The sequence below is a fragment of the Actinoplanes palleronii genome (genome assembly GCF_016862315.1).
GTDB lineage: Bacteria > Actinomycetota > Actinomycetes > Mycobacteriales > Micromonosporaceae > Actinoplanes > Actinoplanes palleronii.
Genome location: NZ_BOMS01000057.1, coordinates 174,937 through 198,326 on the forward strand (window position 1 = coordinate 174,937; position 23,390 = coordinate 198,326).

20 protein-coding genes are annotated in these 23,390 nt (G+C 71.8%); 8 read left to right on the plus strand and 12 right to left on the minus strand.

What is annotated here, in order from left to right:
* Positions 1 to 131 precede the first annotated feature (131 nt).
* Together nifJ and Apa02nite_RS21700 are read right to left on the minus strand one after the other, a co-directional pair.
* Complete coding sequence (gene nifJ / locus Apa02nite_RS21695; protein ID WP_203826602.1) at positions 132 to 3,671, minus strand: pyruvate:ferredoxin (flavodoxin) oxidoreductase; 3,540 nt, start codon at positions 3,669 to 3,671, stop codon at positions 132 to 134.
* Positions 3,668 to 5,305, minus strand: coding sequence for an NAD(P)-binding protein (locus Apa02nite_RS21700; RefSeq protein ID WP_275412503.1), 1,638 nt, complete (start codon positions 5,303 to 5,305; stop codon positions 3,668 to 3,670). The genes nifJ and Apa02nite_RS21700 overlap by 4 nt, the downstream gene beginning before the upstream one ends.
* A gap of 239 nt (positions 5,306 to 5,544) precedes the next feature.
* Here Apa02nite_RS21700 and Apa02nite_RS21705 point away from each other — a divergent pair, with 239 nt between their 5' ends.
* Positions 5,545 to 6,285 carry an SDR family NAD(P)-dependent oxidoreductase gene (locus Apa02nite_RS21705; protein ID WP_203826604.1) on the plus strand — a complete coding sequence of 247 codons (741 nt, stop codon included), beginning with the start codon at positions 5,545 to 5,547 and terminating at the stop codon, positions 6,283 to 6,285.
* A 19-nt stretch (positions 6,286 to 6,304) separates the two neighbouring features.
* Here Apa02nite_RS21705 and Apa02nite_RS21710 read toward each other — a convergent pair whose 3' ends face one another.
* Positions 6,305 to 7,063: a 2,3-bisphosphoglycerate-dependent phosphoglycerate mutase gene (locus tag Apa02nite_RS21710; protein WP_203826605.1), complete on the minus strand. Its 759-nt coding sequence runs from the start codon at positions 7,061 to 7,063 to the stop codon at positions 6,305 to 6,307.
* A gap of 243 nt (positions 7,064 to 7,306) precedes the next feature.
* On the opposite strand from Apa02nite_RS21710, the gene Apa02nite_RS21715 reads away from it, so the two are divergent.
* A complete protein-coding gene (locus Apa02nite_RS21715) occupies positions 7,307 to 7,519 on the plus strand; it encodes a DUF1918 domain-containing protein (protein ID WP_203826606.1) in 213 nt (70 codons plus the stop codon).
* A 30-nt stretch (positions 7,520 to 7,549) separates the two neighbouring features.
* On the opposite strand, the gene Apa02nite_RS21720 is transcribed toward Apa02nite_RS21715, so the two are convergent.
* From Apa02nite_RS21720 to Apa02nite_RS21725, 3 genes are all read right to left on the minus strand, one after another.
* Entirely contained in the window at positions 7,550 to 7,747 is a 198-nt protein-coding gene (locus Apa02nite_RS21720; protein ID WP_203826607.1) for a hypothetical protein, read from the minus strand.
* Positions 7,748 to 7,794: 47 nt separating this feature from the next.
* A complete protein-coding gene (locus Apa02nite_RS51940) occupies positions 7,795 to 7,926 on the minus strand; it encodes a hypothetical protein (protein ID WP_275412504.1) in 132 nt (43 codons plus the stop codon).
* Between the two features lie 81 nt (positions 7,927 to 8,007).
* On the minus strand, positions 8,008 to 8,910 hold the full coding sequence (locus Apa02nite_RS21725) for a class I fructose-bisphosphate aldolase (RefSeq protein WP_203826608.1): 903 nt from the start codon (positions 8,908 to 8,910) through the stop codon (positions 8,008 to 8,010).
* 169 nt (positions 8,911 to 9,079) lie between these two features.
* On the opposite strand from Apa02nite_RS21725, the gene Apa02nite_RS21730 reads away from it, so the two are divergent.
* On the plus strand, positions 9,080 to 10,147 hold the full coding sequence (locus Apa02nite_RS21730) for a DUF2855 family protein (protein WP_203826609.1): 1,068 nt from the start codon (positions 9,080 to 9,082) through the stop codon (positions 10,145 to 10,147).
* Between the two features lie 61 nt (positions 10,148 to 10,208).
* On the opposite strand, the gene Apa02nite_RS21735 is transcribed toward Apa02nite_RS21730, so the two are convergent.
* The gene (locus Apa02nite_RS21735; RefSeq protein ID WP_203826610.1) at positions 10,209 to 11,120 is read right to left on the minus strand and encodes an SDR family oxidoreductase; all 912 of its coding nucleotides are present in this window, start codon (positions 11,118 to 11,120) and stop codon (positions 10,209 to 10,211) included.
* 95 nt (positions 11,121 to 11,215) lie between these two features.
* Here Apa02nite_RS21735 and Apa02nite_RS21740 point away from each other — a divergent pair, with 95 nt between their 5' ends.
* The gene (locus Apa02nite_RS21740; protein WP_203826611.1) at positions 11,216 to 12,031 is read left to right on the plus strand and encodes a TetR/AcrR family transcriptional regulator; all 816 of its coding nucleotides are present in this window, start codon (positions 11,216 to 11,218) and stop codon (positions 12,029 to 12,031) included.
* Here the strand turns inward: Apa02nite_RS21740 and Apa02nite_RS21745 are convergent.
* Positions 12,018 to 14,276, minus strand: a complete 2,259-nt coding sequence (locus tag Apa02nite_RS21745) for a HelD family protein (RefSeq protein WP_507762491.1) — start codon at positions 14,274 to 14,276, stop codon at positions 12,018 to 12,020. The two genes, Apa02nite_RS21740 and Apa02nite_RS21745, sit on opposite strands and share 14 nt — an antisense overlap.
* Positions 14,277 to 15,193: 917 nt before the next feature.
* Between Apa02nite_RS21745 and Apa02nite_RS21750 the strand changes: the two genes are divergently transcribed.
* Together Apa02nite_RS21750 and Apa02nite_RS21755 are read left to right on the plus strand one after the other, a co-directional pair.
* On the plus strand, positions 15,194 to 16,039 hold the full coding sequence (locus Apa02nite_RS21750; protein ID WP_239164460.1) for a hypothetical protein: 846 nt from the start codon (positions 15,194 to 15,196) through the stop codon (positions 16,037 to 16,039).
* Between the two features lie 86 nt (positions 16,040 to 16,125).
* A complete protein-coding gene (locus tag Apa02nite_RS21755) occupies positions 16,126 to 16,653 on the plus strand; it encodes a sensor domain-containing protein (RefSeq protein ID WP_203826613.1) in 528 nt (175 codons plus the stop codon).
* 470 nt (positions 16,654 to 17,123) lie between these two features.
* Here Apa02nite_RS21755 and Apa02nite_RS21760 read toward each other — a convergent pair whose 3' ends face one another.
* From Apa02nite_RS21760 to Apa02nite_RS21770, 3 genes are all read right to left on the minus strand, one after another.
* Positions 17,124 to 17,360: a hypothetical protein gene (locus Apa02nite_RS21760; protein ID WP_203826614.1), complete on the minus strand. Its 237-nt coding sequence runs from the start codon at positions 17,358 to 17,360 to the stop codon at positions 17,124 to 17,126.
* A 113-nt stretch (positions 17,361 to 17,473) separates the two neighbouring features.
* Positions 17,474 to 18,010 (minus strand): hypothetical protein, encoded by a 537-nt coding sequence (locus tag Apa02nite_RS21765; RefSeq protein WP_203826615.1) that lies wholly within the window; start codon positions 18,008 to 18,010, stop codon positions 17,474 to 17,476.
* Positions 18,011 to 18,092: 82 nt separating this feature from the next.
* Positions 18,093 to 18,593, minus strand: coding sequence for a MarR family winged helix-turn-helix transcriptional regulator (locus Apa02nite_RS21770; protein ID WP_203826616.1), 501 nt, complete (start codon positions 18,591 to 18,593; stop codon positions 18,093 to 18,095).
* A 39-nt stretch (positions 18,594 to 18,632) separates the two neighbouring features.
* Between Apa02nite_RS21770 and Apa02nite_RS21775 the strand changes: the two genes are divergently transcribed.
* Both Apa02nite_RS21775 and Apa02nite_RS21780 read left to right on the plus strand, forming a co-directional pair.
* Positions 18,633 to 19,631, plus strand: a complete 999-nt coding sequence (locus Apa02nite_RS21775; protein ID WP_203826617.1) for an EamA family transporter — start codon at positions 18,633 to 18,635, stop codon at positions 19,629 to 19,631.
* 219 nt (positions 19,632 to 19,850) lie between these two features.
* Positions 19,851 to 20,537, plus strand: coding sequence for a GTP pyrophosphokinase (locus Apa02nite_RS21780; protein WP_232344954.1), 687 nt, complete (start codon positions 19,851 to 19,853; stop codon positions 20,535 to 20,537).
* 215 nt (positions 20,538 to 20,752) lie between these two features.
* Here Apa02nite_RS21780 and Apa02nite_RS21785 read toward each other — a convergent pair whose 3' ends face one another.
* Positions 20,753 to 23,365, minus strand: coding sequence for a S8 family serine peptidase (locus Apa02nite_RS21785; RefSeq protein WP_203826618.1), 2,613 nt, complete (start codon positions 23,363 to 23,365; stop codon positions 20,753 to 20,755).
* Positions 23,366 to 23,390: the final 25 nt, after the last annotated feature.

Sequence of the window (23,390 nt, forward strand, 5' to 3'; positions counted from 1 at the left end):
CGCCCCCACCACGCGCAGCCCGGTACGGTCCCGCGCCCCGGTCCACCCAACGCCGCCGGGCGCGGCACCACAAGCCTGGTTGTGGGCCTATCGTCCGATCCGGTCCAGCCACCGCACGGCACCCGGACCGGTCAGCGACGGGCGTCCGCGGGGAAGCGGTCCGGGCCGTGTGCCGCCATCTCCTCATACACCTGCCAGCGTTGGTCGACCGCCGCCTGGGCGAGCCCGGCGAGCCGCTCGGCCTCGGCCGGGTCGGTGTCGCGCAGTTGCCGGAACCGCAGCTCCCGCTCGGTGAACCGGGCCAGCGGCAGCCGGGGCCGCGGCGAGTCGAGCAGGAACGGGTTGGCGCCGGCGGCGCGCAGCAGCGGGTCGTAGCGGATCAGCGGCCAGTAGCCGGTGGCCACCGCGAGGTGCTGCTGGTCCAGGCCGTCGCGCAGGTCGATGCCGTGGGCGACACAGTGGGCGTACGCGATCACCAGCGACGGCCCGTCGTAGGCTTCGGCCTCGCGCAGCGCCTGCAGGGTCTGCTGCGGGTCGGCGCCCATCGCGACCCGGGCCACGTAGACGTTGCCGTACGCGATGGCCTGCAGCGCCAGGTCCTTTTTCGGGGTGGTCTTGCCACCGGCGGCGAACCGGGCCACCGCGGACAGCGGGGTCGCCTTGGACATCTGGCCACCGGTGTTGGAGTACACCTCGGTGTCGAGCACCAGCACGTTGACGTCGCGGCCACCGGCCAGCACGTGGTCGAGCCCGGCCGCTCCGATGTCGTACGCCCAGCCGTCGCCGCCGACGATCCACACGCTGCGGCGGACCAGGTGGTCCAGCACGCTGCGCAGGTCGGCGACGGCCGGGTCGCGGTCCGGCAGGCCGGCCAGCCGGCGGTCCAGCTCGGCCAGCCGCTCGCGCTGCGCGGCGAACTCGGACTCGCGGCGCTGCGGCGCGGACACCACCGCGTCGACAAGCTCCGGGCCGAGCCGGTCGCGCAGGTCCCGCAGCCGGTCCTCGGCGAGCCGGCGGTGCAGGTCGGCGGCGAGCCGGAAACCGAGCCCGAACTCGGCGTCGTCCTCGAACAGGGAGTTCGACCAGGCCGGGCCGCGCCCCTGCGCGTTGCTGGTCCACGGGGTGGTGGGCAGGTTGCCGCCGTAGATGGAGGAGCAGCCGGTGGCGTTGGCGACCATCAGCCGGTCCCCGAACAGCTGGGAGAGCACCTTGAGGTACGGGGTCTCCCCGCAGCCGGTGCAGGCGAGCGAGAACTCGAACAACGGCTGGAGGAACTGGGCGCCGCGGACGGTGCCGAAGTCGACCCGCGACCGGTCGGCGTACGGCAGGGTCTCGAAGAAGCCGATCGCGGCGCGCCCGGACTCCAGCTGCGGTGCGCGCGGCGCCAGGTTGATCGCCTTCCGGTCCGGGGTCCCGATCGGGCAGGCCTGCACACAGAGCCCGCAGCCGGTGCAGTCCTCCAGGTAGACCTGCAGGGTGAACTCGGTGTCCGGCAGGCCGCGGGCGTTCAGCGGCGCGTGCGGGAAACCGTCCGGCGCCCCGGCCAGCTCCTTCAGATCGAGCAGCTTGGACCGGATGACGCTGTGCGGGCACACGAACGCGCAGGTGCCGCACTGGACGCAGGTCTGCGGGTCCCAGGTGGCGACCAAGTCGGCGAGGTTGCGCTTCTCATAGGCGGTGGTGCCACCGGGATAGGTGCCGTCGACCGGCAACGCGCTGACCGGCAGCTGATCGCCGCGCCCGGCCAGCATCGCCGCGGTGACCTCACGGACGAAGGGCGGCGCGGTGACCGGGACCGCTTGCGGTGGTTGCCGGGTGGCGGTCGCCTGCTCCGGTACGACGATCCGGCGCAACCCGGCGATCGCGGCGTCCACGGCAGCGTGGTTGCGGGCGACGACCTCCGGACCGCGTTTCGCGTACGTCCTGGTGATCGCGGCCTTGACCCGGGTGAGCGCCTCGTCCCGGGGCAGCACCCCGGAGATGGCGAAGTAGCAGGTCTGCAGCACGGTGTTGCTCCGCCCGGGCAGCCCGGCCGTGGCGGCCACCGCGTCGGCGTCGATCGCGTACAGCGCCAGGCCCTTGGCGATGATCTGCTCCTGCACCGGGCGGGACAGCGTCGCCCACACGTCCGCGGCGGCGCTGTTGAGCAGCAGGGTGGCACCGGACGCGGCCCGGTCCAGCACGTCCACCCGGTCCAGCAGGGCGGCGTGGTGGCATCCGACGAACCCGGCCTGGGTGATCAGATACGGCGCGTGGATCGGGGCCGGCCCGAACCGCAGGTGGGAGACGGTGAGACCGCCGGACTTCTTGGAGTCGTAGACGAAGTAGCCCTGGGCGTGGGTGCCCGGCCGGTCAGCGAGAATCTTGATGGTGTTCTTGTTGGCGCCGACCGTGCCGTCCGAGGCGATCCCGAAGAACACCGCCCGATCGGTCTCCGTCGGTTCGATGTCCCGTTCGGTCCAGGGCAGGCTGGTCCCGGAGACGTCGTCGACGATACCGACGGTGAAACGCGGCCGGGGGCGGTCCGCCGCCAGCTCGGCGAAGACACCGGCGACCATGCCCGGGGTGAACTCCTTGGAGCCGAGACCGTACCGGCCGCCGATCACGGCCGGCATCGAGTGGCCGGTGGCGGCCAGCGCCGCCACCACGTCCAGGTGCAGCGGCTCACCGGCGGAACCTGGCTCCTTGGTGCGATCGAGCACGGCCACCCGGGTGACCGTGGCCGGCATCGCCTCGACCAGGGCGTCGGCCGGGAACGGCCGGAACAGCCGCACCTGGACGACGCCGACCCGCTCGCCGCGCCCGGTCAGGTACGTGACCGTCTCCCGCGCCGTCTCGGCCCCCGAGCCCATCAGCACGACGACCCGTTCGGCGTCCGGGGCGCCGTGGTACTCGACCGTGCGGTACCGGCGCCCGGTGCGCGCGGCCAGCTGGTCCATGGCGGACTGCACCGCGTCCGGCACCCGGGCGTGGTACGGGTTGACCGTCTCGCGACTCTGGAAGTACACGTCCGGGTTCTGCGCCGTACCCCGGATCACCGGCCGCTCCGGTGACAGCGACCGGGCCCGGTGCGCCCGGATCAGCTCCTCCGGGATCAGCGCGCGCAGGTCGTCGTCGTCCAGCGCGTCGATGGTGGCGAGCTCGTGCGAGGTGCGGAACCCGTCGAAGAAGTGCACGAACGGCACCCGGGTGCGCAGCGACGCCGCCTGGGCCACCAGGGCGAGGTCGTGAGCCTCCTGCACCGAGGCGGCGGCGAGCATGGCGAAGCCGGTGGCCCGGACCGCCATCACGTCGGAGTGGTCGCCGAAGATGGACAGTCCCTGGGTGGCCAGCGACCGGGCGGCGACGTGCAGCACTGCCGGCGTCAGCTCACCGGCGATCTTGTACATGTTCGGGATCATCAGCAGCAGGCCCTGCGACGCGGTGAACGTCGTGGTCAGCGCGCCGCTCTGCAACGCGCCGTGCAGGGCGCCGGCCGCGCCACCCTCGCTCTGCATCTCGACCACGACCGGCACCGAACCCCAGACGTTGCGACGACCGGCGACCGACCACTGGTCGGCCAGCTCCGCCATCGGGGAGGACGGGGTGATCGGGTAGATGCAGCAGATCTCGTTCAACCGGTACGCGACCGACGCTGCGGCCTCGTTGCCGTCCACGATCGTACGAGTCATCGCGGGTCCTCCGGAATCAGCTCGATCGCATGCACCGGGCACTGCGCGAAGCACGTGCCGCAGCCGGTGCAGCGGTCGTAGTCGAAGCGATAGCGGTTGCCCGGCCCGAGCTTGATCACCGCGTCCTCCGGGCAGGCGCCCAGGCAGCCGTCGCACTCGAAGCAGTTGCCGCAGGAGAGGCAACGGCCGGCCTCGAACCGGGCGGCCCTCTCGTCCAGCCCGGCGACCACCTCGGTGAAGTCGGCGACCCGGGCCGCGGGATCGCGTTCCGGTTGGACGCGGCGGTGCGCGTCACCGAAGTACCACGGGTGCAGCAGGCCGAAATCCGCGACCGGGTGCTTGACGGGCGCGGGCGCGGCGGTCGCGTTCAGATAGGCGTGGATGTGCCGGGCGGCTTTGCGGCCGTGCCCGACCCCGACGGTGACCGTGCGCTCGGCGGGCACCATGTCACCGCCGGCGAACACGCCCGGGCAACCGGTCATGAACTCCGGCGACACCAGCACCGTGCCGTCCGGCCCGAACTCGACACCCGGCACGCCGTGCAGGAACGCGGTGTCGGCGCGCTGCCCGAGCGCGAGGACCACGGTGTCGGCGGCCAGGGTCTCGGTGCGCCCGGTAGGCGCCGGCCGGCCGGCCGGGTCCAACTCCATCACCTCGACGGTCAGCTCCGGACCGTCGAACGCCTGGATGGTCCGCAACCAGTTGATCTTCACGCCCTCGCGTTCGGCCTCGTCCGCCTCCTCGGCGTGCGCGGGCATCTGCTCCCGGGTCCGCCGGTAGACGATCAGCGCCTCCTCGGCGCCGAGCCGCTTGACGACCCGGGCCGCGTCCATGGCGGTGTTGCCGCCGCCGTAGACCGCCACCCGCCGGCCGATCACCGGGCGCTCGCCGGAGGCGACCCGGCGCAGCAGGCCGACCGCGTCGACGATGCGCCCGGCCTCGCGGGCCGGGATGTCGACGCGCCGGGACAGGTGCGCCCCGACGGCCACGAAGACGGCGTCGAACCGGCCCGCCCGGCGCTCCGCCGCCAGATCGTGCACCGGGTGCCCGGTCTCGATCACCACACCGAGGGCGGTGATCCGGGCGATCTCGGCCGCCAGGACGTCGCGGGGCAGCCGGTAGGCGGGGATGCCGTACCGCATCATCCCGCCGGGCTGATCACCCGCGTCGTAGATCTCCACGTGATGACCGAGCCGGGCGAGCTGGTAGGCGGCGGAGAGCCCGGACGGCCCGGCCCCGACGACCAGGACCCGCCGTCCGGTGGGCGCCGGCGGTGGCGCGAACGCCCAGCCCCGGTCCAGGGCCAGGTCGCCGAGGAAGCGCTCGACGCCGTGGATGGAGACCGCGCTGTCCAGTTGGGTGCGGTTGCACACCGACTCGCACGGGTGATAGCAGACCCGGCCGTGCACCGCCGGCAGCGGATTGTCGGCGGTCAGCACCCGCCAGGCCGGCTCGTACTCGCCCGCCTGCGCGTGCGCGAGCCAGGCCTGGATGTTCTCCCCTGCGGGGCAACCGGCGTTGCACGGCGGCAGCAGGTCGCGATAGACCGGCCGGCGATCCCGGACCGGGCCCACCCGCGCCCGGTCGTGCACCAGGTCGGGCAGGGGCGTCATGTCATGCCCTTTCCGATTCATGTCCGGCTCCCTCCGGCGTGTCCCCCTCCATGGCACGCACGCCCGGCGGGCCCGGCCCAGAGGGAAAGGTCCGGCCGCCCCGGGCCGGATGACCCGCACCTGCCACCGCGGTCCGCCCCGCGGCAGCACCGAGGACGAGCGGCCAGTGCCGAGTGGCCCGGTGCGGTGGGACCCAAGGCCGTATCGGCGCCCCTGTCGCGGGATGACAGTCGTGGGGAGACCGATCTGAGGAGGCTGAGATGGAACAGGACCTCGCCGGCAAGGTCGCCATCGTGACCGGCGGCGGCTCGGGGATAGGTGAGGCGACCGCGGTGCTGCTGGCGCGGCGCGGCGCCCGGGTGGTGGTCGCCGACTGGGACGTGGAGGCCGCCGAGCGGGTGGCCAAGCAGGTCGGCGACGGCCTGTCCTTCGCCGTGGACGTCTCGGATCCGCCGGGATGCGCCGCGATGGTGCAGGCCGCCCTGGCGGCGTACGGCCGGCTCGACATCGCGGTCAACAACGCCGGGATCGGTGGTCCGCAGGCGCCCACCGGCGAGTATCCGCTCGACGGCTGGGACCGGGTCATCGGCGTGAACCTGAGCGGTGTCTTCTACAGCATGCGCGCCGAGATCCCGGCCATGCTGGCCTCAGGCGGCGGGGCCGTCGTCAACATGGCCTCCATCCTGGGCTCGGTCGGTTTCGGCATGGCGGTCGCCTACGTGGCCGCCAAACACGGGGTGGTCGGGATGACCAAGTCCGCGGCGATCGAGTACGCCCAGCAGGGCATCCGGATCAACAGTGTCGGACCCGGGTTCATCGACACGCCGTTGCTCGCCGCCGCCGATCCCGACGTGATCGCCGGGGTCAGCGCGCTGCACCCGATCGGCCGGCTGGGCCGTTCCGAGGAGGTCGCCGAGCTCGTCGCGTTCCTGGTCTCGGACCGGGCGTCGAACATCACCGGGTCGTACTTCGTGACCGATGGCGGCTACACCGCGCGATGACCGGCCGGGGCGCCCGGTGTCAGCGGCTGCCGCGGGCCGGGCCGATCCGTACCGGGTCCCCGGCCCCGACGGGATCGAGATAGCGCCCACCCGGCTCCGGCACCGGGGCGCCGTGCCGGTCGAGCCGGTACCGCATCGGCACCGCGGTCGGGATGTCCAGGCGTTCCACGTCGGCCGGGCTCATCCCCTCGAGGTGCATCACGAACGCCCGCAGACTGTTGCCGTGCCCGACCACCAGCGGTGTGCCGCCGGACCGTAGCTGCGGGAACAGTACGTCGGTCCAGTACGGCAGGGTCCGTCGCCAGACGCCGGCGAGGCTCTCGGTGCGCGGCAGTGCCTCGGGCGGCAGGCCCGCGTACCGGGCGTCGGCGTACATCACCGCGGCCGCGTCCTCGTCCATCGCGGGCGGTGCGACCGCGAACGATCGCCGCCAGGCACGGAAGCGCGCGTCGCCGGCCTCCGCGGCGACCGCGCGTTTGTCCCGTCCGGTCAGGGCGCCGTAGTGCCGTTCGTTGAGCCGCCAGGATCGTCGTACCGGTATCCACTCGCGGCCCAGCACGCTCGTCACGATCTCCGCGGTGGTGATCGATCTCCGCAGCAGCGAGGTGTGCACGCCGGTCGGTCGCACGCCGAGGCGGAGCAACGCCGCCGCGGCACCGTGGGCCTGTGCCACGCCGAGGTCACTCAGCGGCGCGTCGTCCCAGCCGGTGAAGACGTCGGCCGCGTTGCTCACGCTCTGGCCGTGCCGCAGGAGCAGCAACGCCCCGCCCTCACCCATCCTCGTCCTCCGGCCCTCGCCCGGTCACCCCGCGGACGGCCCGGCCGATCGCGACGAGCCGGTCCGGCCGGGCGCCGTTCCACCATCGGGTACGCCGGGCCGGTCCGGCAGTGCCGAAGGTCCCGAGCGCCGGGCCGCCCGGTTGTGGGACCTTCGACCCTGGGACGGATGCCGACGGGCGGGACATCCTGGATCCGAGCCAGGACATCGAGGAGACGGGGTGTCTCCGGAGGGGAGAACACGATGAAGGCTCAGATCGGCGACCGCATCATCGTCGAAGGAGTCCACCTGGGCGACTCGCGGCGGATCGGGATCGTCACCGCCCTCACCCATGACGACGGCAGCCCGCCGTACCAGGTCCGCTGGTTGAACGACGGTCATACCAGCGTGTTCTTCCCCGGTGTCGAAGCGCGGGTCGAGCCGGCCGGTGGCGGTGAGCCGACGCCGGCCGGCTGACCGCCACCGGCCCGGTCAGCCGGCCGGTGGTCAACTCCCGAGCAGCCGCAGCAGGTCGTGGACGACGAAGGCGGGCCAGACCAGGGACTTGAGGACGCCGAGCACGCCGTTGCCGAAGCTTTCGGCCGTCCCGAGGTAGTAGACCAGGGCCCCGATCAGCCCGAGCCCGTAGATCGCCCCACCACCGCCGGCACCGGGCCCGTAGCGGCGGGACTTGTTCTCGTTCATCGTGTGCCTCCTTTCCTCGGTGTCGCCGGAGCGAAAGCCGTCATCGGTCAGGTCCCGGCGCCGCCGAGCACCGAGCGCGCGGTGTGATCCCCGGCGGCCGGCGGCCCGGTCCGGCGGCGGACGACGACGATCGGTCCCCGGCCGTGGTGGAGCAGCGTCTGCGTGACCGATCCGTTCACCCCGAGCAGGACCGGGCCGGTCCGCCCCGCTCAGCGACGCTGAGCCGTTGGGCGCACGCCGCGGCGGCGCAGGGTCGCCGGTCAGACCTTCGGCGTGGTGGGGTACTTCGCCAGGATCTGGCGCAGCTGTTCGACCAGGCGCAGCGATGCGCTGTGCTCGCGCTGCCACACGTTGCGGCCGAAGATGAGTCCGGTCGCGCCGGCCGCCATCGACTCCTCGGCCTTCTCCAGCATGGCCTCGTCGCCCGCGCGGCTGCCGCCGGAGACCAGCACCAGGGTGCGGTTGGCGGCGCGGACCACAGCGTCCATGGCCTGCTGCGCGGTGAACGCCGTGTGGTACGGATCCGGGACGTCCTGTTGTTTCTCCGGGTGCGGAAAGTTGACCTTGACGACGTCGGCGCCGAGCTCGCTGGCCACCCGGGCCGCGTAGTGCACGGCGTAGAACGAGTCCTTGCCACCCTTCTGCTCGATCGCCGCACCCCGCGGGTAGGCCCAGACGACCAGCGGCATGCCGAACCGTTGCGCGTCACGCCGCACCTCGTGCAGCTGGCCGTAGTCGGGCACCTGGGCCGGGGATCCGACGTAGAGGGTGTAGCCCACCGCGTCGGCGCCCAGCCGTACCGCGTCCTCGACCGAGGCGTGCAGCGGTGACAGGGCATCGCGGTCCGACGGGATGTCGGTCTTGCCGTTGAGCTTGAGGATCAACGGCACCTCTCCGGCGTAGTCCCAGTAGAACTTTTCGGCCAGGCCGATCTGGACGGCGATCCCGTTGAACCCGCCCTCCAGGGCCAGCTTGATGATGTAGCGGGGGTCGGCGGCGGCCGGATCCGGGAAGAAGTCCCGTGGCCCGTGCTCCAGGCCCTGGTCGTAGGGCAGGAACAGGGCCGTGCCGTTGCCCAGCCCGTGCTGGTGGAGGATGCGGTGCAGCCGGGCCCGTTTGCCCGCGCTCAGCCCGCACTGCGAAAGCCGTGGTCGCGTGGTCATCGCGAACCTCCCCTCTCTCACCTTCCACCATCGAGCGGGCCGGGCGTCGCGGTCAGGGCCGATCGTCCCGTCGACCGGCGCCGATGCGCCGTTGCCGGACGAGACATCGGTGAGATTTTGCACTCGTAGTGCACTTGTCTGGTCCGGCCAGGGAATCTAGCGTCGCAGCATGGCTGATTCGTGGACGTTCGCCGTCGGTCGGGACGATCTATCCCGGACCCTCGTCGTCGATGGAGCGACGCCGGTGCTCGCCGACGGGGAAGCGCTGCTGCGGGTGGACCGGGTCGGGCTCACCGCCAACAACGTCACCTACGCGGTGCTCGGCGAGGCGATGCGGTACTGGGAGTTCTTCCCGGGCTGGCCGCGCGGGCTCGGAGCGGAGTGGGGGCTGCCGCCGCTGTGGGGTTTCGCCGAGGTGATCGCGTCCACGGTGGCCGGTGTCGAGGCGGGCCAGCGGGTGTACGGCTACCTGCCACCGGCCGGTCACCTGGTGGTCCGGCCGGAGCGGGTGGACGCCACCGGGTTCCGGGACGCCAGCGCGCACCGGGCCACGCTGCCGTCGCCGTACAACGCGTACCGGTCGACGGTGGGGGACCCGGCGTACCGGGCCGATCAGGAGGACCTGCTGGTGCTGTTCCGGCCGCTGTTCTTCACCTCGTTCATGCTCGCCGACCAGGTGGCTGACAACGACTACTACGGCGCGGAGAGTTTGGTGCTCTCGTCGGCGTCGAGCAAGACCGCGTACGCCGCCGCGTTCGAGCTGCACGGGCGCGGGCCGCGGCTGATCGGGCTCACCTCGCCCGGCAACGTGGACTTCACCAAGGCGTTGGGCTGTTATGACGACGTGCTGTCGTACGGTGAGATCGGTTCTCTGGCGGTCGTGCCCACCGCCTATCTGGACCTGTCCGGCGCACCGGACAACCGTGCCGCGCTGCGGCAGCACCTCGGGGATCGGCTGGTCCGGGACGTGGCGGTCGGCCTGACCAACCAGATTCCGAACGCGGACGCCGCCGGTGAGGTGTTCTTCGCGCCGGTGCAGATGCGCAAGCGGCGCGAGGACTGGGGCCGGGACGGCCTGGACCAGCGGTTCGCCGAGGCGTGGCAGCGGTTCGCAGCGGTGGTGGGGGAGTGGCTGGACGTGCGGGCCGGCACCGGGCCGGCCGATCTGCGGCAGGCGTGGCTTGACGTGCTGGGCGGTCGGACCCCGCCGCGCGAGGGCCGCATCGTCCAATTCTGATCGCCTTTTCCTGCGGCCGACCGCTTCCCCGGCTGCCTCTTCCGCAGGCCGGGCGCTGGTTTCAGACGGTGATCGGCATGGTGACACCGGTCAGGCGCTCCGATTCGGCCCACAGCCTGGCGCGGACTGCCGCGTCGCGGGCGCGGCTGGGGACGGCGGCCTTCGCGGACGGGCCGACCAGGTTCCAGCGCGGGCCGTAGTACCCGCCCGGCGTCGCGTCCGGGCTGGTCGCCGCGAACAGCAGCGGCTCGGTGCCGCGCTCGGCCGACTGGGACGGGATCAGCTTCGTGGCGATCCGCATCACCGGGCCGAGCCGCCCGCCGAGGGTCGGGCCCGAGGTCAGCAGGTTGGTGCGGGCATAACCCGGGTGCGCGCCGGTGGACCGCAGCGCCCAGCCCTGCTCGGCCGCGATGTCGCTCAGTTGGAGCGTGAACATCAGGTCGGCCAGCTTCGACTGGGCGTAGGCGCCGGTCGGGTTGTAGGACCGGGTCGACTGCAGGTCGTCGAAGGTGATCCGGCCCCGGGCGGCGACCCCGCTGCTCATCGTGGCGACCCGGGCGGCCGGCGCGGCGAGCAGCAGCGGCAGCACCCGCCCGGTCAGCGCGAACGGGCCGAGGTAGTTGCTGGCCAGCTGCAGTTCGAAGCCGTCGACCGTCTCGATCCGGTGCGGCGGCATCATCACGCCGGCGTTGTTCACCAGCAGGTCGATCGGCCGGCCGTCGGCGATCAGGCCGTCGGCGAACTCGCGCACCGAGGACAGGTCGGCCAGGTCGACACGGCGGACCCGCAGGTCGGCCCGGGAGTGCGCGGCGAGGATCTCGGCGCGGGCCCGCTCGCCCTTCTCCGGAGTGCGGACCGCGAGGATCACGTCGGCGCCGGCTGCGGCCAGCGCCTGCGCGGCGACCCGGCCGGTGCCGCTGTTCGCGCCGGTCACCACGGCGAACTTTCCTCGCATGCTGGGCACCTGGTACATGACATCTCCTTAAAGACCGGTGGTCTGTTGCTCGGCAAAGCTAACAGACCGACGGTTCTTTACGCAAGAGACTGGTGGTCTGTAGGATGCGGTGCGTGGATTTCAAGCGCGCGCACACGGAGGAGCAGCGCAGCGAGCGGCGGCGGCAGATCCTGGACGCCACGGCCGTGATGCTGACCGAGATGCCGGTCGCGAAACTCAGCCTCAACGAGCTGAGCCGCCGGGTCGGGCTGGCCAAATCGAACGTGCTGCGGTATTTCGAGTCGCGCGAGGCGATCCTGCTCGAGCTGCTCGACGCCGAGTCCCGGGCCTGGCTGACCGAGCTCGACCGGCTCTTGCCACCCGCGGCCTCCTCCTCCGCCTCGGCCGCCTCCGCCTCGGCCGCCGCTTCCTCCTCCGGCGGCGACGCCGGCACCGGCGCTGCCGACGGCTCGGCTCGGCCCGGCGCCGGCCTGCCCGACATCGCGGATTTCGGCAGCCCTCGCGAACGCGGCGACCGCCTCGCCGCCGTGCTCGCCGAGACCGTCTCCCGCCGGCCGGTGTTGTGCGATTTATGGAGCGCGCAGGCCACCGTCCTGGAGCACAACGTCTCCGCCGCGGTCGCCCTGGAATACAAGCGCGCCACCGCCCGCGCGCTCGTTCGCCAGATCGGGCTGATCCAGCGCTGCCTGCCGGAGCTCGGCCAGCACGACGCCACCCGGCTGGTGGCCACCATCGTGCTGACCATCGCGGCGGCTTGGCCGGCCTGCCAGCCCTCCGAGGCGCTGCGGGCGGCCTACGCCGCGGACCCGGAGGTGGCCGCCATGCAGGTGGACTTCACCGACCTGCTGCGCCAGACGATCGCGGTCAGCGTCTCCGGCCTCCTGGTCCGCGGCGAGAATCTGCCGTTCGGCCCCGTCAGCGGCCGATGATCAGCTGTCCCAATTCCTGGGTGCAGCGGGTCAGCGCGACATAGAGGCCGTTCCAGCCGCGCGGCTCCGCCGCAATCCCCTGCGGGTCGACGACCAGGGTGGCATCCCACTCCAGGCCCTTGGCCTGGGTCGCGGTCAGCACCGGTACGTCCGGCAGCGCCACCCGCAGCGCACCCACCCGGCTGACCGGAGCGACCACCCCGACCGTCCCGCCGGCCCACCGCTGCCGGAGCGCTGCCACGGATTGCTCCGCGGTCTCGAGGAGCGTCTGCGGGGTGACCGCCAGCTCCCACGGCGCGATGCCGGCCGAGCGGACCGCCTGCGGGGGAGTGTTGTGGCTGCCGGCCCGCTCCAGAACCGGGCCGGTCAGCGCCATCACCTCGCGCGGCGTGCGATAGCAGATGGTCAGCTCGGCAGCCGTCCAGCGTTCACCGAGGGTCGCCTGCACCGCCTGCGCCCAACTGGTGTGCCGGTGCGACGCCTCGGCCTGGTCGATGTCACCGACCGCGGTGATCGACCGGGTCGGGCAGCGCCGCAGCACCATCTGCCACTGCATCTCGGACAGCTCCTGCGCCTCGTCGACGACGATGTGCCCATAGACCCACCCGCGCTGCCGCCGGGCGTGCTCCGCCACCGACCCACCCGGCGGCGGGGTCTCCGGGCCGGACTCGCCCAGCAGATCGGCGAGCGCGTCGAGCAGCGGGATGTCCCCAGCCGCCCACGGCCTGGGCTCGCCGGTCCCCAGCGGGTCATCGGTGTCCGCCGCCGACGCCTGGCCGGCCGCTTCCGTCGAGGTGCCGGCGGCGGCTCGCGGCGCCGGCCCTTTGTCTGCCACGACCAGCGCCTGGTCGGCCACCACCTGCGCTTCGTCCGCCGCGACCGGCGCCTGGTCGGCCACCACCTGCGCGATTTCCTCGGGGGACAGCTCCGGTGCGAACCGCCTCAGCTCGGCCGGGTCGCTCAGCAACTCCCGCAGCGCGGCCGCGGGCTCCCGGCTCGGCCACCAGAACTCGACGAACCGGGCGATCGCCGCATCCTCCGCGATCCGTTCCCGCAGCTCCTCGATCTCCTCCTCGGAGAGCAGCCCGTCCACGTCACTGGCGCTCGCCCCGACGTGCCCGCCCGGCAGCCCCCGGTCGACCCGCGCCAGGATGTCCTCGAATCCCTCCTCCATCGCCGCGAGCATCGCTTCGCGCTGCTCGGCGACCGCCTCCGCGAGAACCAGATGTAGTTGTTCGGCGAAGACCGCACGGGCCCGATGGTACGAACGCCCCTGCGTCGCCGACGCCACGATCTGCGTGACCACGGCCCCGCCGATCACGTAGTCCTCACCCGCCCAGCGCAGCCGCAGATCCCGGGCGCGCGGCACCATCGCCCCCACGTACCGATCAAGAACGGACTGCCACAGCGCCCGCCCCTTGATCTCGGACACCGCGCGGTCCTCCTCACGCCCCACCACGACCCCGGGAACCAGCGTGTCGCAGGTCGCCGACACCACGGCCGTCTCACCGAGCGCCGGCAACACCTGCCCGATGTATTCCAGGAACCGTGCCGACGGCCCGAGCACCAGCACCGCCTGCTCGGCCATCTGCCGGTGAGTGAAGAGCAGGTACGCCACCCGGTGCAGCGCCACCACGGTCTTGCCGGTGCCCGGACCACCCTGCACGATCAGCGGCCCGGTCGCCTCGGCCCGCACGATGTCGTCCTGCTCGCGCTGCAGCGTGGCGATCGCGGTCGACATCCGCCCGGTCCGCCGCTCGTCCAGCGCCGCGAGCAGTGCTCCCTCCCCGACCAGCCCGGTGTCTCCGGCGCCGTCCAGCGGTTCGTCGTTCACCCCGGTGACCACCGCCCCGGCGGTACGCACGTGCCGGCGCCGCGCCTGCCCCTGCGGATCGATCGGCGTCGCCGTGTAGAACGGCCGGGCCGCCGGCGCCCGCCAGTCGAGCAGCAGCGGATCAGCGGTCTCGTCCTCGTCGCGCAGCCCGACCCGGCCCACGTGCCGGACGGTCCCGTCCAGCGCGTCGAGCCGCCCGAACACCAGCCCGTCCCGCGCCCGCACCAGTTCCCCGTGCTGCTGCCGCAGCATCCGCTGCCGCGCCACCCCCAGCTCGTCCGCGACGGCGGCCTCGAGCTCGCCCCGCAGGTGCTCGGTCAGCCGATCACGCCGCGCCACGGCCTGATCGAGAAATCGCTGCTCCTCCGCGATCGCCTCAGTTTCCGCGTCAGTCAGAGAACCCGGGAGCATAAGAAAAGTCCCCTATCGGAGTAAGTAGCTTCGGTAGCCGGAACAATAAAGCGACCCTCCGCCCGGCTGCCACCCGGACAAGCAAAAACACCCGGTTAAGCGATAGACCTCTCACGAGCTTGCCTTTACCGGAACCGTGCTGTCTACGTCGCCGAATTTCCCTATTGACTATTCCGCGAAAACCTGGCCTCGCTATCCAATGGTCGCTCCGGGAAATGGCATCCCGCCGAGCCCGTCGGCATGCCACGCGTCGCTGCCGGTGCCCAGACGCCCGGTCCGCGCGGCGCATGCCACGGCCGTCACCGGCCCACGGGCGCTGGGGACCCGCGGTCGGCTGCCACGCGGGGCGGTCGCCGGGTCGCGGTCCTGGGCGCCTGCCGCGACCGCACTCGGGTGCGGCCCTCCACAACGGCCGCCAGAACCAGCCCCGCCTCCCTGACCGACCGGCCGAGGGGCACCCGCAGATCAGTGGATCCTCCGCCTGCTGGTTGCGCAGTCAGCAGTCCGGATCAGGCGTCTCGGCTCCGGGCTGCGTATTCCTCGAGGAGATCAACCAGGCGATGCGTCGAGCTGAGCTGCAGTTCCTGCGGCAGGTCATGGAGATCTCGATCGCCCCGGGCAGCCACAAGCGGCTCCGCCGACGCAATGATCATGCTCCAGTGGCGAGGGGAATACCGGCCCAGGACGCGCTCAGCCACGTGATCGTGGAATCCGCGCAGGGGCCTTCCCCGAGTGCGCTGTTGTAGCCCTCGACGCGAGTGCGGACCCACCCGCGCCCCGGCCGGCCGATCATAGGGCAACGGTGAAACTCGCCCTGGGGTAGAGCTAGCTACACCGCAGGGGTAGGGCAACCCCACCCGACGGTGCTATCTCCAGCACCATCGCGCTCCAAGCGGTCCCTTCTCTACCGTCGCACCATGCGATTTCCACCGATCACGGCAACGGGTTCCGACCGCCGAAACCTTCGACTGCATTCGACATCAGTGATCGGGTTGCTGCTGGTGGCCGGCGCAGCTCTGGGGACAGCATTCGTGCTCGCCCCCGCCGCCCTGCTGGAGCCGGCCTTCGGGGCTTACAACAATGACGCGACACGGCAGGACGCCCTCGGGCGTGCTCTCGTCGAGTATTGGCGAAGCGGAACCACCGCGTTCCCCGCCGACCTGACGACGCTGGTCGACTACTGGTTCCAATGGCATGCCATCAAAGTGGTGATCAGCACGGCGTCGGTCGTTGTCTTCGCCCTGCTCGCCACCGCGCTGTGGCGGCGATACCTGCGAGTCCGGCCGTGGTACGCGGTGGTTGCCACGGCCGCAACGGTGTCGACGGTTCTCGCCACCGGAGTGCTGTTGCTGAACATCCAGGCCACGGCCGTCCCGCTGGTCGCCTTGCTGCCGCTGCTACCCGGTCGGACCACCGACGGGCAATTAGCACAGACGGTGAGTGAGATGCGTGACGGGCTGGCGGCATCGGCAAGCCCGCACGCCGGCTCTCCCGCGCTGACGGCACTGCTCGGCGAGGTCGAGCGATACCACTGGGTCACGGTGGCGGTTGCCGCCACGCTGATGGTGGCGGCCGCCCTGGCGAGCGTCCATGTCTGGAAGCGGCGTGCCGGCGGCGACCTGAGCGCCCGCGTCAGATTCATGCACAGCACCCTCGGTGTCATCACGGCCCTGACCGCATGTCTGCTGCTGCTCATGGCAGTGGCCAGTGCACTCTCGGCGCTGGACCCCGCCACCTGGCTGCTCGGTGTCATAGGGTCGTGACCGTGGTGACGAGCTTGTGGCGGGCGATGGCGGGCAACCCCGTCCGATTCGTGCTGTCGCACTGACCATGGCGCAGCCTGGCCTCTGTGACCGCCAGCGTGGCGGTCGTCGCGATCACCTGGCTGGCCGTCGTTCCACTGTTGCTGGTTCCGCTGCTGCTGCTCGTCGGCATGCCGCTCGGGGCGCTGGAGCGCCACCGGCTCGGCTTCATGGAGCCGATGGCGGTCCCCGACCCGTACCCACCCACGCCTGCGAGCGGCTGGGCGTGGGTGCGACGGCGGATGGCCGAGGCCGCTGTCCCGACATTTCTATTCGCTGAAGCCAGCCGCGTGGTCGGTGGCCGTGATCTGGTCGAAGAAGCGCTTGTGCACCCAGCAACGCCCTCCGGCGATCGGGCGGAGGATGTCCAGCTCCGCCCAACGGCCGGACACTGGTCCGATCCGGGTCGGTCGCGGCAGTTGCCCAAGCAGCCGCTCCGGCCGCGCACCGGCAGACGACTTGGCGCTCTCCAGCACGAAAATGGCTTCATCGGTGATTGCCACGCAGCCATATTTGTTCCAGTGAACAATCCCGAGTGTATAGGTGAGCAGGAAATAGCGGAAACTTGGCGCTGACTGGTAGATAAAAGCCTGCTTGATCACGCTACCGGGCGGCAGGAAGGGCGCTGAACGCTCTATCAAGTCCTTGCGCGGAGCCGGATTTCGCCGCCCGTCCTCAGCGGATCTCCTTGTCACACTAAGACTTCTACCACACGAGGTCCACGTTGGACGCAACGACGCATCGACCGGTGACAGCGGCATCGCGCTGTGCGGCGGCTGTGGTGGTTTCGTCCTGGATCACTCTGGCCACCGCCTACCGCGACCCGGTCCTGCCGAGACGCGATCTACCAGGGCTGACTCGTCGCTCATCGGCGCGCTCGCCGTGCGAACCGTCGGAGCGCCGGGCGGCGACCATCGCGGGGAGAGAACTCCATGCCATGGGGTCGTCGTCTGGTACCCATCCAGGGAAGAGACCTCACGATTCAGCGAGCTGACGACCTGCACTGATGCCGAAGAAAGTGCACTGCATCAGGTGACGGCACCAGTCATCGGTCCGTGATGGAGCCCAGCAGCGACCGGGTGATGTTCTGAGCTTCATCAAGCATTTCCCGGGTGGCGTGGTCGAGGTCGTCGTCGCCGGCATCCTGCTCGGCCTCCGCGGCGATCAGCACGGCGCGGCGTACCAGTTCCTTGATGAAAGAGGCGGTCATCCCCTCGGTCTGGGCTGCGGCCACATCCAGCGCAGCGGGAGAAAAGGAAGTGCGGCGCGACCGCTGCTCCACTACCCCACAACCGCCGGTCCTCGTTTGCCCGGAGCGGCGTTGCGTGTGAAGTTGTGGTGCGCTGCGCACCCAAAATCCCCACGCAACACCAACAGCGCACCCCGCAAGCGGGCTCAGAACGCCACCACCGCACTGACCAGCGAATAGACGCCGCCCGCCACCAGCGGAACCCCGGTGCCCGCCCCGACAACCGCACTGGGCAGCAGCCCTCGCCGCCGAGCCACCGGAATCGCCGCCACCGAAGCCGCCGTGACCAGCACCCCCACCACGTGGATCACCGGGTAGTGCAGGATCGCCGCCACCGGGAACAGATGCACCCCCACCACGAACGCGATCCACACCGGAATCCACGCCGCGCGCCGTTGCCACCCCAGCACCGCGGCCCCGATCCCGGCCACCGCGAACTCCACCCCCACCACGATCCCGAACACCCGCCCGGTATCCGGATCAAAAACGGTCCCGTCCGACCAGTGCAGGACCGCCACCACCACCCCGGCCGCACAGGTCAGCCCAGCGAGCACCAGCCCACCGATCAGCCACCGCCGCCAGGACACCGGGGGCCCCTCCAACGCCCAGCCGAACCAGTTCATCGTGAAGAAACCGAAGATCGCCGCAGTCATCGCCGCGTCCCGGAGGTATTCCGCGTGCATTTCCGCCCCCGTCGCTCAAGGACCTGAAGTATGCACAAAGGACGCCCGGCCCAGTGGTCCCGAAGCGACGGGGCCGGGAAGCTCAGGGGGACTCGAAACCTGCCAGCCAGGTCGCCAGGATCGCCTCCAGGCGTTCCGTGTCCTCCGCCGCCAGCATGTCGAGCAGGCGCCGCTCGTTGCGCATGTGCTCGGTGAACGCCCGGTCGATCAGGTCGCGCCCGGCCTCGGTCAGCGCGACCACCCGCGACCGCCCGTCACCCGAGCTGCGCCGCCGCGTGACCAGCCCGTCCCGCTCCAGCCGGTCGATGCGCTTGGTCATCGCCCCGGTGGTGACCATGGTGTGCGTGGCGAGTTCACCGGGCGCACGTTCGAACGGCGCGCCGGCCCGGCGCAGGGCGGCGAGCACGTCGAACTCGCCCTCGCCGAGCCCGTACCGCCGGTAGACCAGGCGCAGCTCCTCGTTGAGGTGCCCGGCGAGGCGGTGCAGGCGGCCGATGACGCCCTGTGGTCGTACGTCTAGGTCTGGCCTTTCTCGGGCCCAAGCCTGCTGAATCCGGGCGACGTGGTCGGACGTCTCACTCATCTTGCCAATATAGCTTCCCTGGAAGCTATATTGTCTTCCATGGAAGCTAACTTGCGGTGGCCGTTGATCACCGCGTTCGCCCCGATCGCGTTCGGTACGACCTACTTCGTCACCCACCGCTACCTCCCCGCCGACTACCCGCTCTACGGCGCCGCGATCCGCGCGCTCCCGGCCGGCCTGCTGCTCCTGCTGGTCCGCCGCCGTCTGCCCTCCGGTGAATGGTGGTGGCGTTCGCTGGTGCTGGGCAGCCTGAACATGGGCGCGTTCTTCGCGCTGATCTACCTGGCCGCGCAGCTGCTCCCGACCAGCGTGGCCTCGACGATCATGGCGACGTCGCCGGTCGGGCTGATGCTGATGGCCTGGGCGGCGCTCTCCGAACGGCCCCAGGCCGCCCACCTGGCCGGCGCCGGGATCGGGGTCGCCGGCGTGTGCCTGATGTTGTTCACCGGCCCGGTCGCCGTCGATGCCCGCGGCGTGCTCGCCTCGGTCGCCGCGATGACCATGTCGTCGCTCGGCTACGTCCTGGCGAAGAAGTGGAGCGCCGGCCTCGACGTGTTCTCGCTGACCTCGTGGCAGCTGATCGCGGGCGGGCTGATCCTGCTCCCGGCCGCGGTGCTGGTCGAGGGCGCGCCGCCGGTCCTGGACGCGCGGGAGGCGGTGGCGTTCACCTATGTCACGGTGGTGGCGACCGCGGTGGCCTTCGCGGCATGGTTCACCGGTCTGCGTCACCTCAGCGCCGGCACGGTCGGCCTGATCGGCCTGCTCAACCCGGTGACCGGCGTCCTGCTCGGCACGGCCGTCTCCGGCGAGACCCTCGGCGCCCGCCAGGTCTGCGGCCTGGCCCTGGTCCTGGCCGGCGTCCTGCTGGGCCAGCGTCGACTGGACAGGAAGCCGGCCCAGCGCCGACGCGCCACAGGTCGCGGGCGAAGAATGGAAGATCAAAGGCATTCCTTGGGTACGACGGGGAGCCGCCTCCCGTCCCCGGATCCGACCGGTGACCACCCGCGGGTGCCGACGCTCCGTCACCCATCAGGGTGAATGCAGCCCGGTCACCAGCGCCGACCCCGCCCGCGTCAGGTCCGGTCACCCCGCCCGTTGCGCCCTCACCCGGACCGCCGCGACGCTGGTTCCGCCGGAGGTGGGGTGAGAACGGCTGACCTTTTCGTCCGGGTCGAGCGGCAGTCGGCTACCGTGCGGTGCGGAAATGCCGATTGTCCGGTGGAGGAAGTCACCGGACGCGCCGAGGAGTAGTTGATCGTGACGACCGAGCAGTCCGGGCTGGGGGAACTCGCTCGGCGTACGCCCGACGACAACGTCACCGGGCCGTTCGGTGCATACGGGTTCGCCGACGTGAACAAGTTCCTGATGGTGTACAAATTCGGTCTGGCGGAGATCGGCACGAAGATCAACATTCTGGCCGAGGAGCTGGCGCACCGCGGCCGCGGCAACCCGATCGAGCACGTCAGCCCGCGTCTCAAGACCCCGGCCAGCATCACCGCGAAGGCGCGCCGGATCGAGTGCCCGCTCACCTTCGACGACATGCGCGCCCGGATCCGCGACATCGCCGGGATCCGGATCGTCTGCGGTTTCGTCCCGGACGTCTACACGGTCGCCCGGATGCTGACCCGCCAGCCCGACGTGCACCTGGTCGTGACGAAGGACTACATCGCCCAGCCCAAACCGAACGGCTACCGCAGCCTGCACCTGATCGTCGAGATCCCGGTCTTCCTCTCCGACCAGGTCGTCGCGGTCCCGGTCGAGGTCCAGCTGCGCACCGTGGCGATGGACTTCTGGGCCAGCCTCGAACACAAGATCTACTACAAGCACGACGCGGACGTCCCGGCGGCCCTGCGCGCCGAGCTGGCCGCCGCCGCGGAGGACGCCGCCCGCCTCGACGAACGCATGCAACGCCTGCACCACGAGATCCACGGCCCCCGCCAGTGACCCCAGCCCCAGGCCGGCTGTCCACTTCCGGTCACCCCTTCTTCGGTACGACTACCGAGCGCCCCGCCGCAGGCTAGAAGCCACGTCCCGTGGTGGCCCCGCGCGCGACTGCGGCCCACTCCAGACCGCAGCGCGCCCCCAGGTCCCGGCTGGGCCTCAGGGGTGCCTCCGCGCTGCGGAGGCACCCCTGAGCGCCAGCCGACAACCGGGACCGGTCAGCGCAGCCGGGTCACCACCGCGGTCAGCGGCCCGGCCAGGTAGCCCGGCACCGCCGACCCGTCCGTGGTGGCTAGCGCCGCGTAAGTCCCGTCCCGGGACAGCACCGCGCCGTCGGTCACCCGCCGGCTCCCGGTGTAGTCCGGCGGCAGCGCCGCATACCAACCACCCACCCGCCGCGACACTCCGGTCGACGGCGTCACCAGCAGCAGGCCCAGCACGTCACCGCGCTGCACCGACACGACCGCCTGCGACCCGTCGCCGGACAGCCGGCCGCCCACCACCCGATCCGCGGTGGCCACGGCGCCCGGGTCCCGGCTGGCCACCCGGGTGGTCCCGGTGGTCAGGTCCCGCCAGTACACCTGTGTGGTGTACACCCCGATCTCCCCGGCCAGCTGGTCCATCGAGGTGAGCAGCACGTACCGGCCGTCCGCGGACATGTCGAGCAGCTCGCCCCAGGTGTCCGCCGCGCCGTCGGCCCGGTTCGACACCATCCGGGTGGTGCCGGCGGTCAGGTCCCGGCGATACGCGTGCGCGGTGTAGGCACTGCTCGCCGTGCCGCTCAGCCCGCCCGCGCTGGACGTGAAGCCGACGTACCGACCGTCATCGGAGATCACCGGGTCGCCGCTGTGGTCGCCCCCGGCCGCGCCGGCCGTGGTCACGCTGACCACGGTCTGCGCGCCGGTGGCGATCGTCGCGGCCAGCACCTGGTCGATCACGCCCGGCTCGGCGCCGCCCCACAGCGCCGGCGCGGACGAGACGTAGGCGACCCGGGTGCCGTTCGCGCTGACCGACGGGGAGTCGCTGCCGCCGGCGGCCGGTTTGCCCGCGAGGCGGCTGACCAGGCGTACCGCGCCGGTGGTCCGGTCGGTGAGATAGACGTCGGTGCTGTCGTTGGCGTCGTCGGCGGAGAGCCGGGCCGACGAGGTGAACGCCACCCACCGGCCGTCCGGCGAGATGTCCGGCTGCCAGCTCGCCGCGGCCGCGACCGTGCCCGCGGCGGGCCGGCTGACCAGCGTGGTGGTGGCGGTGGCCAGGTCGGTGACGAAGACGTCGGCGACCCCGTTGGTGTCGCCCGCGACGAGGTCCGCGGCGTCGGAGACGAACGCGACATAGCGGCCGTCGGCGCTCACCGACACCGCGCCGGCGTCCGCGGAGGGCTGGCCGCCGCTGGGCGCGCGCACGGCAGGCACCGACTCACCGGCAAGAGGCAACCCAGGGGTACGGACGGCCAGCGTGATCGTCGCGTTCACGGTGGCGGCGGCACTGTCGCGTACGCGTACCGAAAGAGTCCCCGCACCCGCGGCGGCCGTGGGCGTGCCGCTGAGCCGGCCCGCCGCGGTCAGGGTCAACCCGGCCGGCAGGGTGCCGCCGGTGACGCTCCACGTGTACGGCCCCACCCCGCCGGTCGCCTGCAACGTCGCCGCGTACGCCCGCCCGACCAGCGGATCCGGCAGTCGCCGGGCGGCCGGAGTGCTCAGCGGCAGTGGCGTGACCAGCGTGCTGACCAGCAGGTTCGCGGTGTCACCGGGCAGCGGGCGGATCGTGCCGGGCGTCGCCGACGAGGTGAGCCGCGCGGCCACCACCGCCGGGGTCAGCGTCGGCTCCCGCCCGAGCAGCAGCGCCGCCGCACCGGCCACGTGCGGCGCGGCCATCGACGTGCCGGACATCGTGGTGCTGGCGGTGGCGGACCAGTTGGTGGCGGAGAGGATGCCGTCGCCGGGCGCGAGCAGGTCGATGCACGGCCCGCGGTTGGAGAAGCTCGCCAGGGTGTCGTCCTTGGCAGTCGCGCCCACGGTCACCGCGGCCGGCACCCGGGCCGGGCTGTGCCGGCAGGCGTCGCCGCTGTCGTTGCCGGCCGCCGCGACCACGGTGATCCCGTCCGCGACGGTCGCGTTCACCGCCTGTTCGAGCACGGGCGAGGGGTCCCCGCCGAGGCTCAGGTTGACCACGGCCGGCCCGCTGACGTGGTTGGCGATCACCCAGTCCAGCCCGGCGACCACCGCCTCGTCGGTGCCCTCGCCGAAGCAGTCCAGCACCCGCACCCCGACGATGGTGGCCTTCTTGGCGACGCCGTAGGTGGCCCCGCCGACCGTGCCGGCCACGTGCGTGCCGTGCCCATGACAGTCGGTGGTGCCGAACGCGTCACCGACCGTGCTGATCGGCGCGCTGGCCCGCCCCTGGAACTCGGTGTGCGTCACCATCACCCCGGTGTCCACCACGTAGACGGTCACCCCGGCCCCGCCACCGCTCCAGGTGTACTTCCCGTCCAGTGGCAGCGCGCGCTGGTCGGCTCGGTCCAGGCCCCACCCCGCGCCGCTCTGCGTGTCACTGATCCGTACCCGTCGCACCGCGTCCACCGCGGCGACGGCCGGATCCCGCCGCAGCCTGGCCGCTGCGGCAGGCGTGAGGTCGGCGCTGAACCCAGGAATCGCCCGCGCAAACCGCCGGTGCACCACCCCACCGGCCACCCCGGCCAACCGCCCGACCTCGCTAGCAGCCTTGAGTCGCACCACATACCGGTCGGTCCCGGCGGCCGCCCCGGCCGGCGCCGGAGCAGCCAGCCCAGCGAGAAGTATTGCCAGGAAAACCGCCATCCAACGTCGAGCCATGCCGATGCCTCCCGCGAAGTCCACG

Bases quoted from the DNA above. Each gene is read 5' to 3' on its own strand.
- Apa02nite_RS21710 (WP_203826605.1), bottom strand. From the start codon at position 7,063: ATGGGTGAGGGCGGGGCGTTGCTGCTCCTGCGGCACGGCCAGAGCGTG.
- Apa02nite_RS21700 (WP_275412503.1), bottom strand. From the start codon at position 5,305: ATGAATCGGAAAGGGCATGACATGACGCCCCTGCCCGACCTGGTGCAC.
- Apa02nite_RS21705 (WP_203826604.1), top strand. From the start codon at position 5,545: ATGGAACAGGACCTCGCCGGCAAGGTCGCCATCGTGACCGGCGGCGGC.
- Apa02nite_RS21730 (WP_203826609.1), top strand. From the start codon at position 9,080: ATGGCTGATTCGTGGACGTTCGCCGTCGGTCGGGACGATCTATCCCGG.
- Apa02nite_RS21750 (WP_239164460.1), top strand. From the start codon at position 15,194: ATGCGATTTCCACCGATCACGGCAACGGGTTCCGACCGCCGAAACCTT.
- Apa02nite_RS21775 (WP_203826617.1), top strand. From the start codon at position 18,633: ATGGAAGCTAACTTGCGGTGGCCGTTGATCACCGCGTTCGCCCCGATC.
- Apa02nite_RS21735 (WP_203826610.1), bottom strand. From the start codon at position 11,120: ATGTACCAGGTGCCCAGCATGCGAGGAAAGTTCGCCGTGGTGACCGGC.
- Apa02nite_RS21745 (WP_507762491.1), bottom strand. From the start codon at position 14,276: ATGCTCCCGGGTTCTCTGACTGACGCGGAAACTGAGGCGATCGCGGAG.
- Apa02nite_RS21715 (WP_203826606.1), top strand. From the start codon at position 7,307: ATGAAGGCTCAGATCGGCGACCGCATCATCGTCGAAGGAGTCCACCTG.
- Apa02nite_RS21765 (WP_203826615.1), bottom strand. From the start codon at position 18,010: ATGCACGCGGAATACCTCCGGGACGCGGCGATGACTGCGGCGATCTTC.
- Apa02nite_RS21770 (WP_203826616.1), bottom strand. From the start codon at position 18,593: ATGAGTGAGACGTCCGACCACGTCGCCCGGATTCAGCAGGCTTGGGCC.
- Apa02nite_RS21725 (WP_203826608.1), bottom strand. From the start codon at position 8,910: ATGACCACGCGACCACGGCTTTCGCAGTGCGGGCTGAGCGCGGGCAAA.
- Apa02nite_RS21785 (WP_203826618.1), bottom strand. From the start codon at position 23,365: ATGGCTCGACGTTGGATGGCGGTTTTCCTGGCAATACTTCTCGCTGGG.
- Apa02nite_RS21720 (WP_203826607.1), bottom strand. From the start codon at position 7,747: ATGAACGAGAACAAGTCCCGCCGCTACGGGCCCGGTGCCGGCGGTGGT.
- nifJ (WP_203826602.1), bottom strand. From the start codon at position 3,671: ATGACTCGTACGATCGTGGACGGCAACGAGGCCGCAGCGTCGGTCGCG.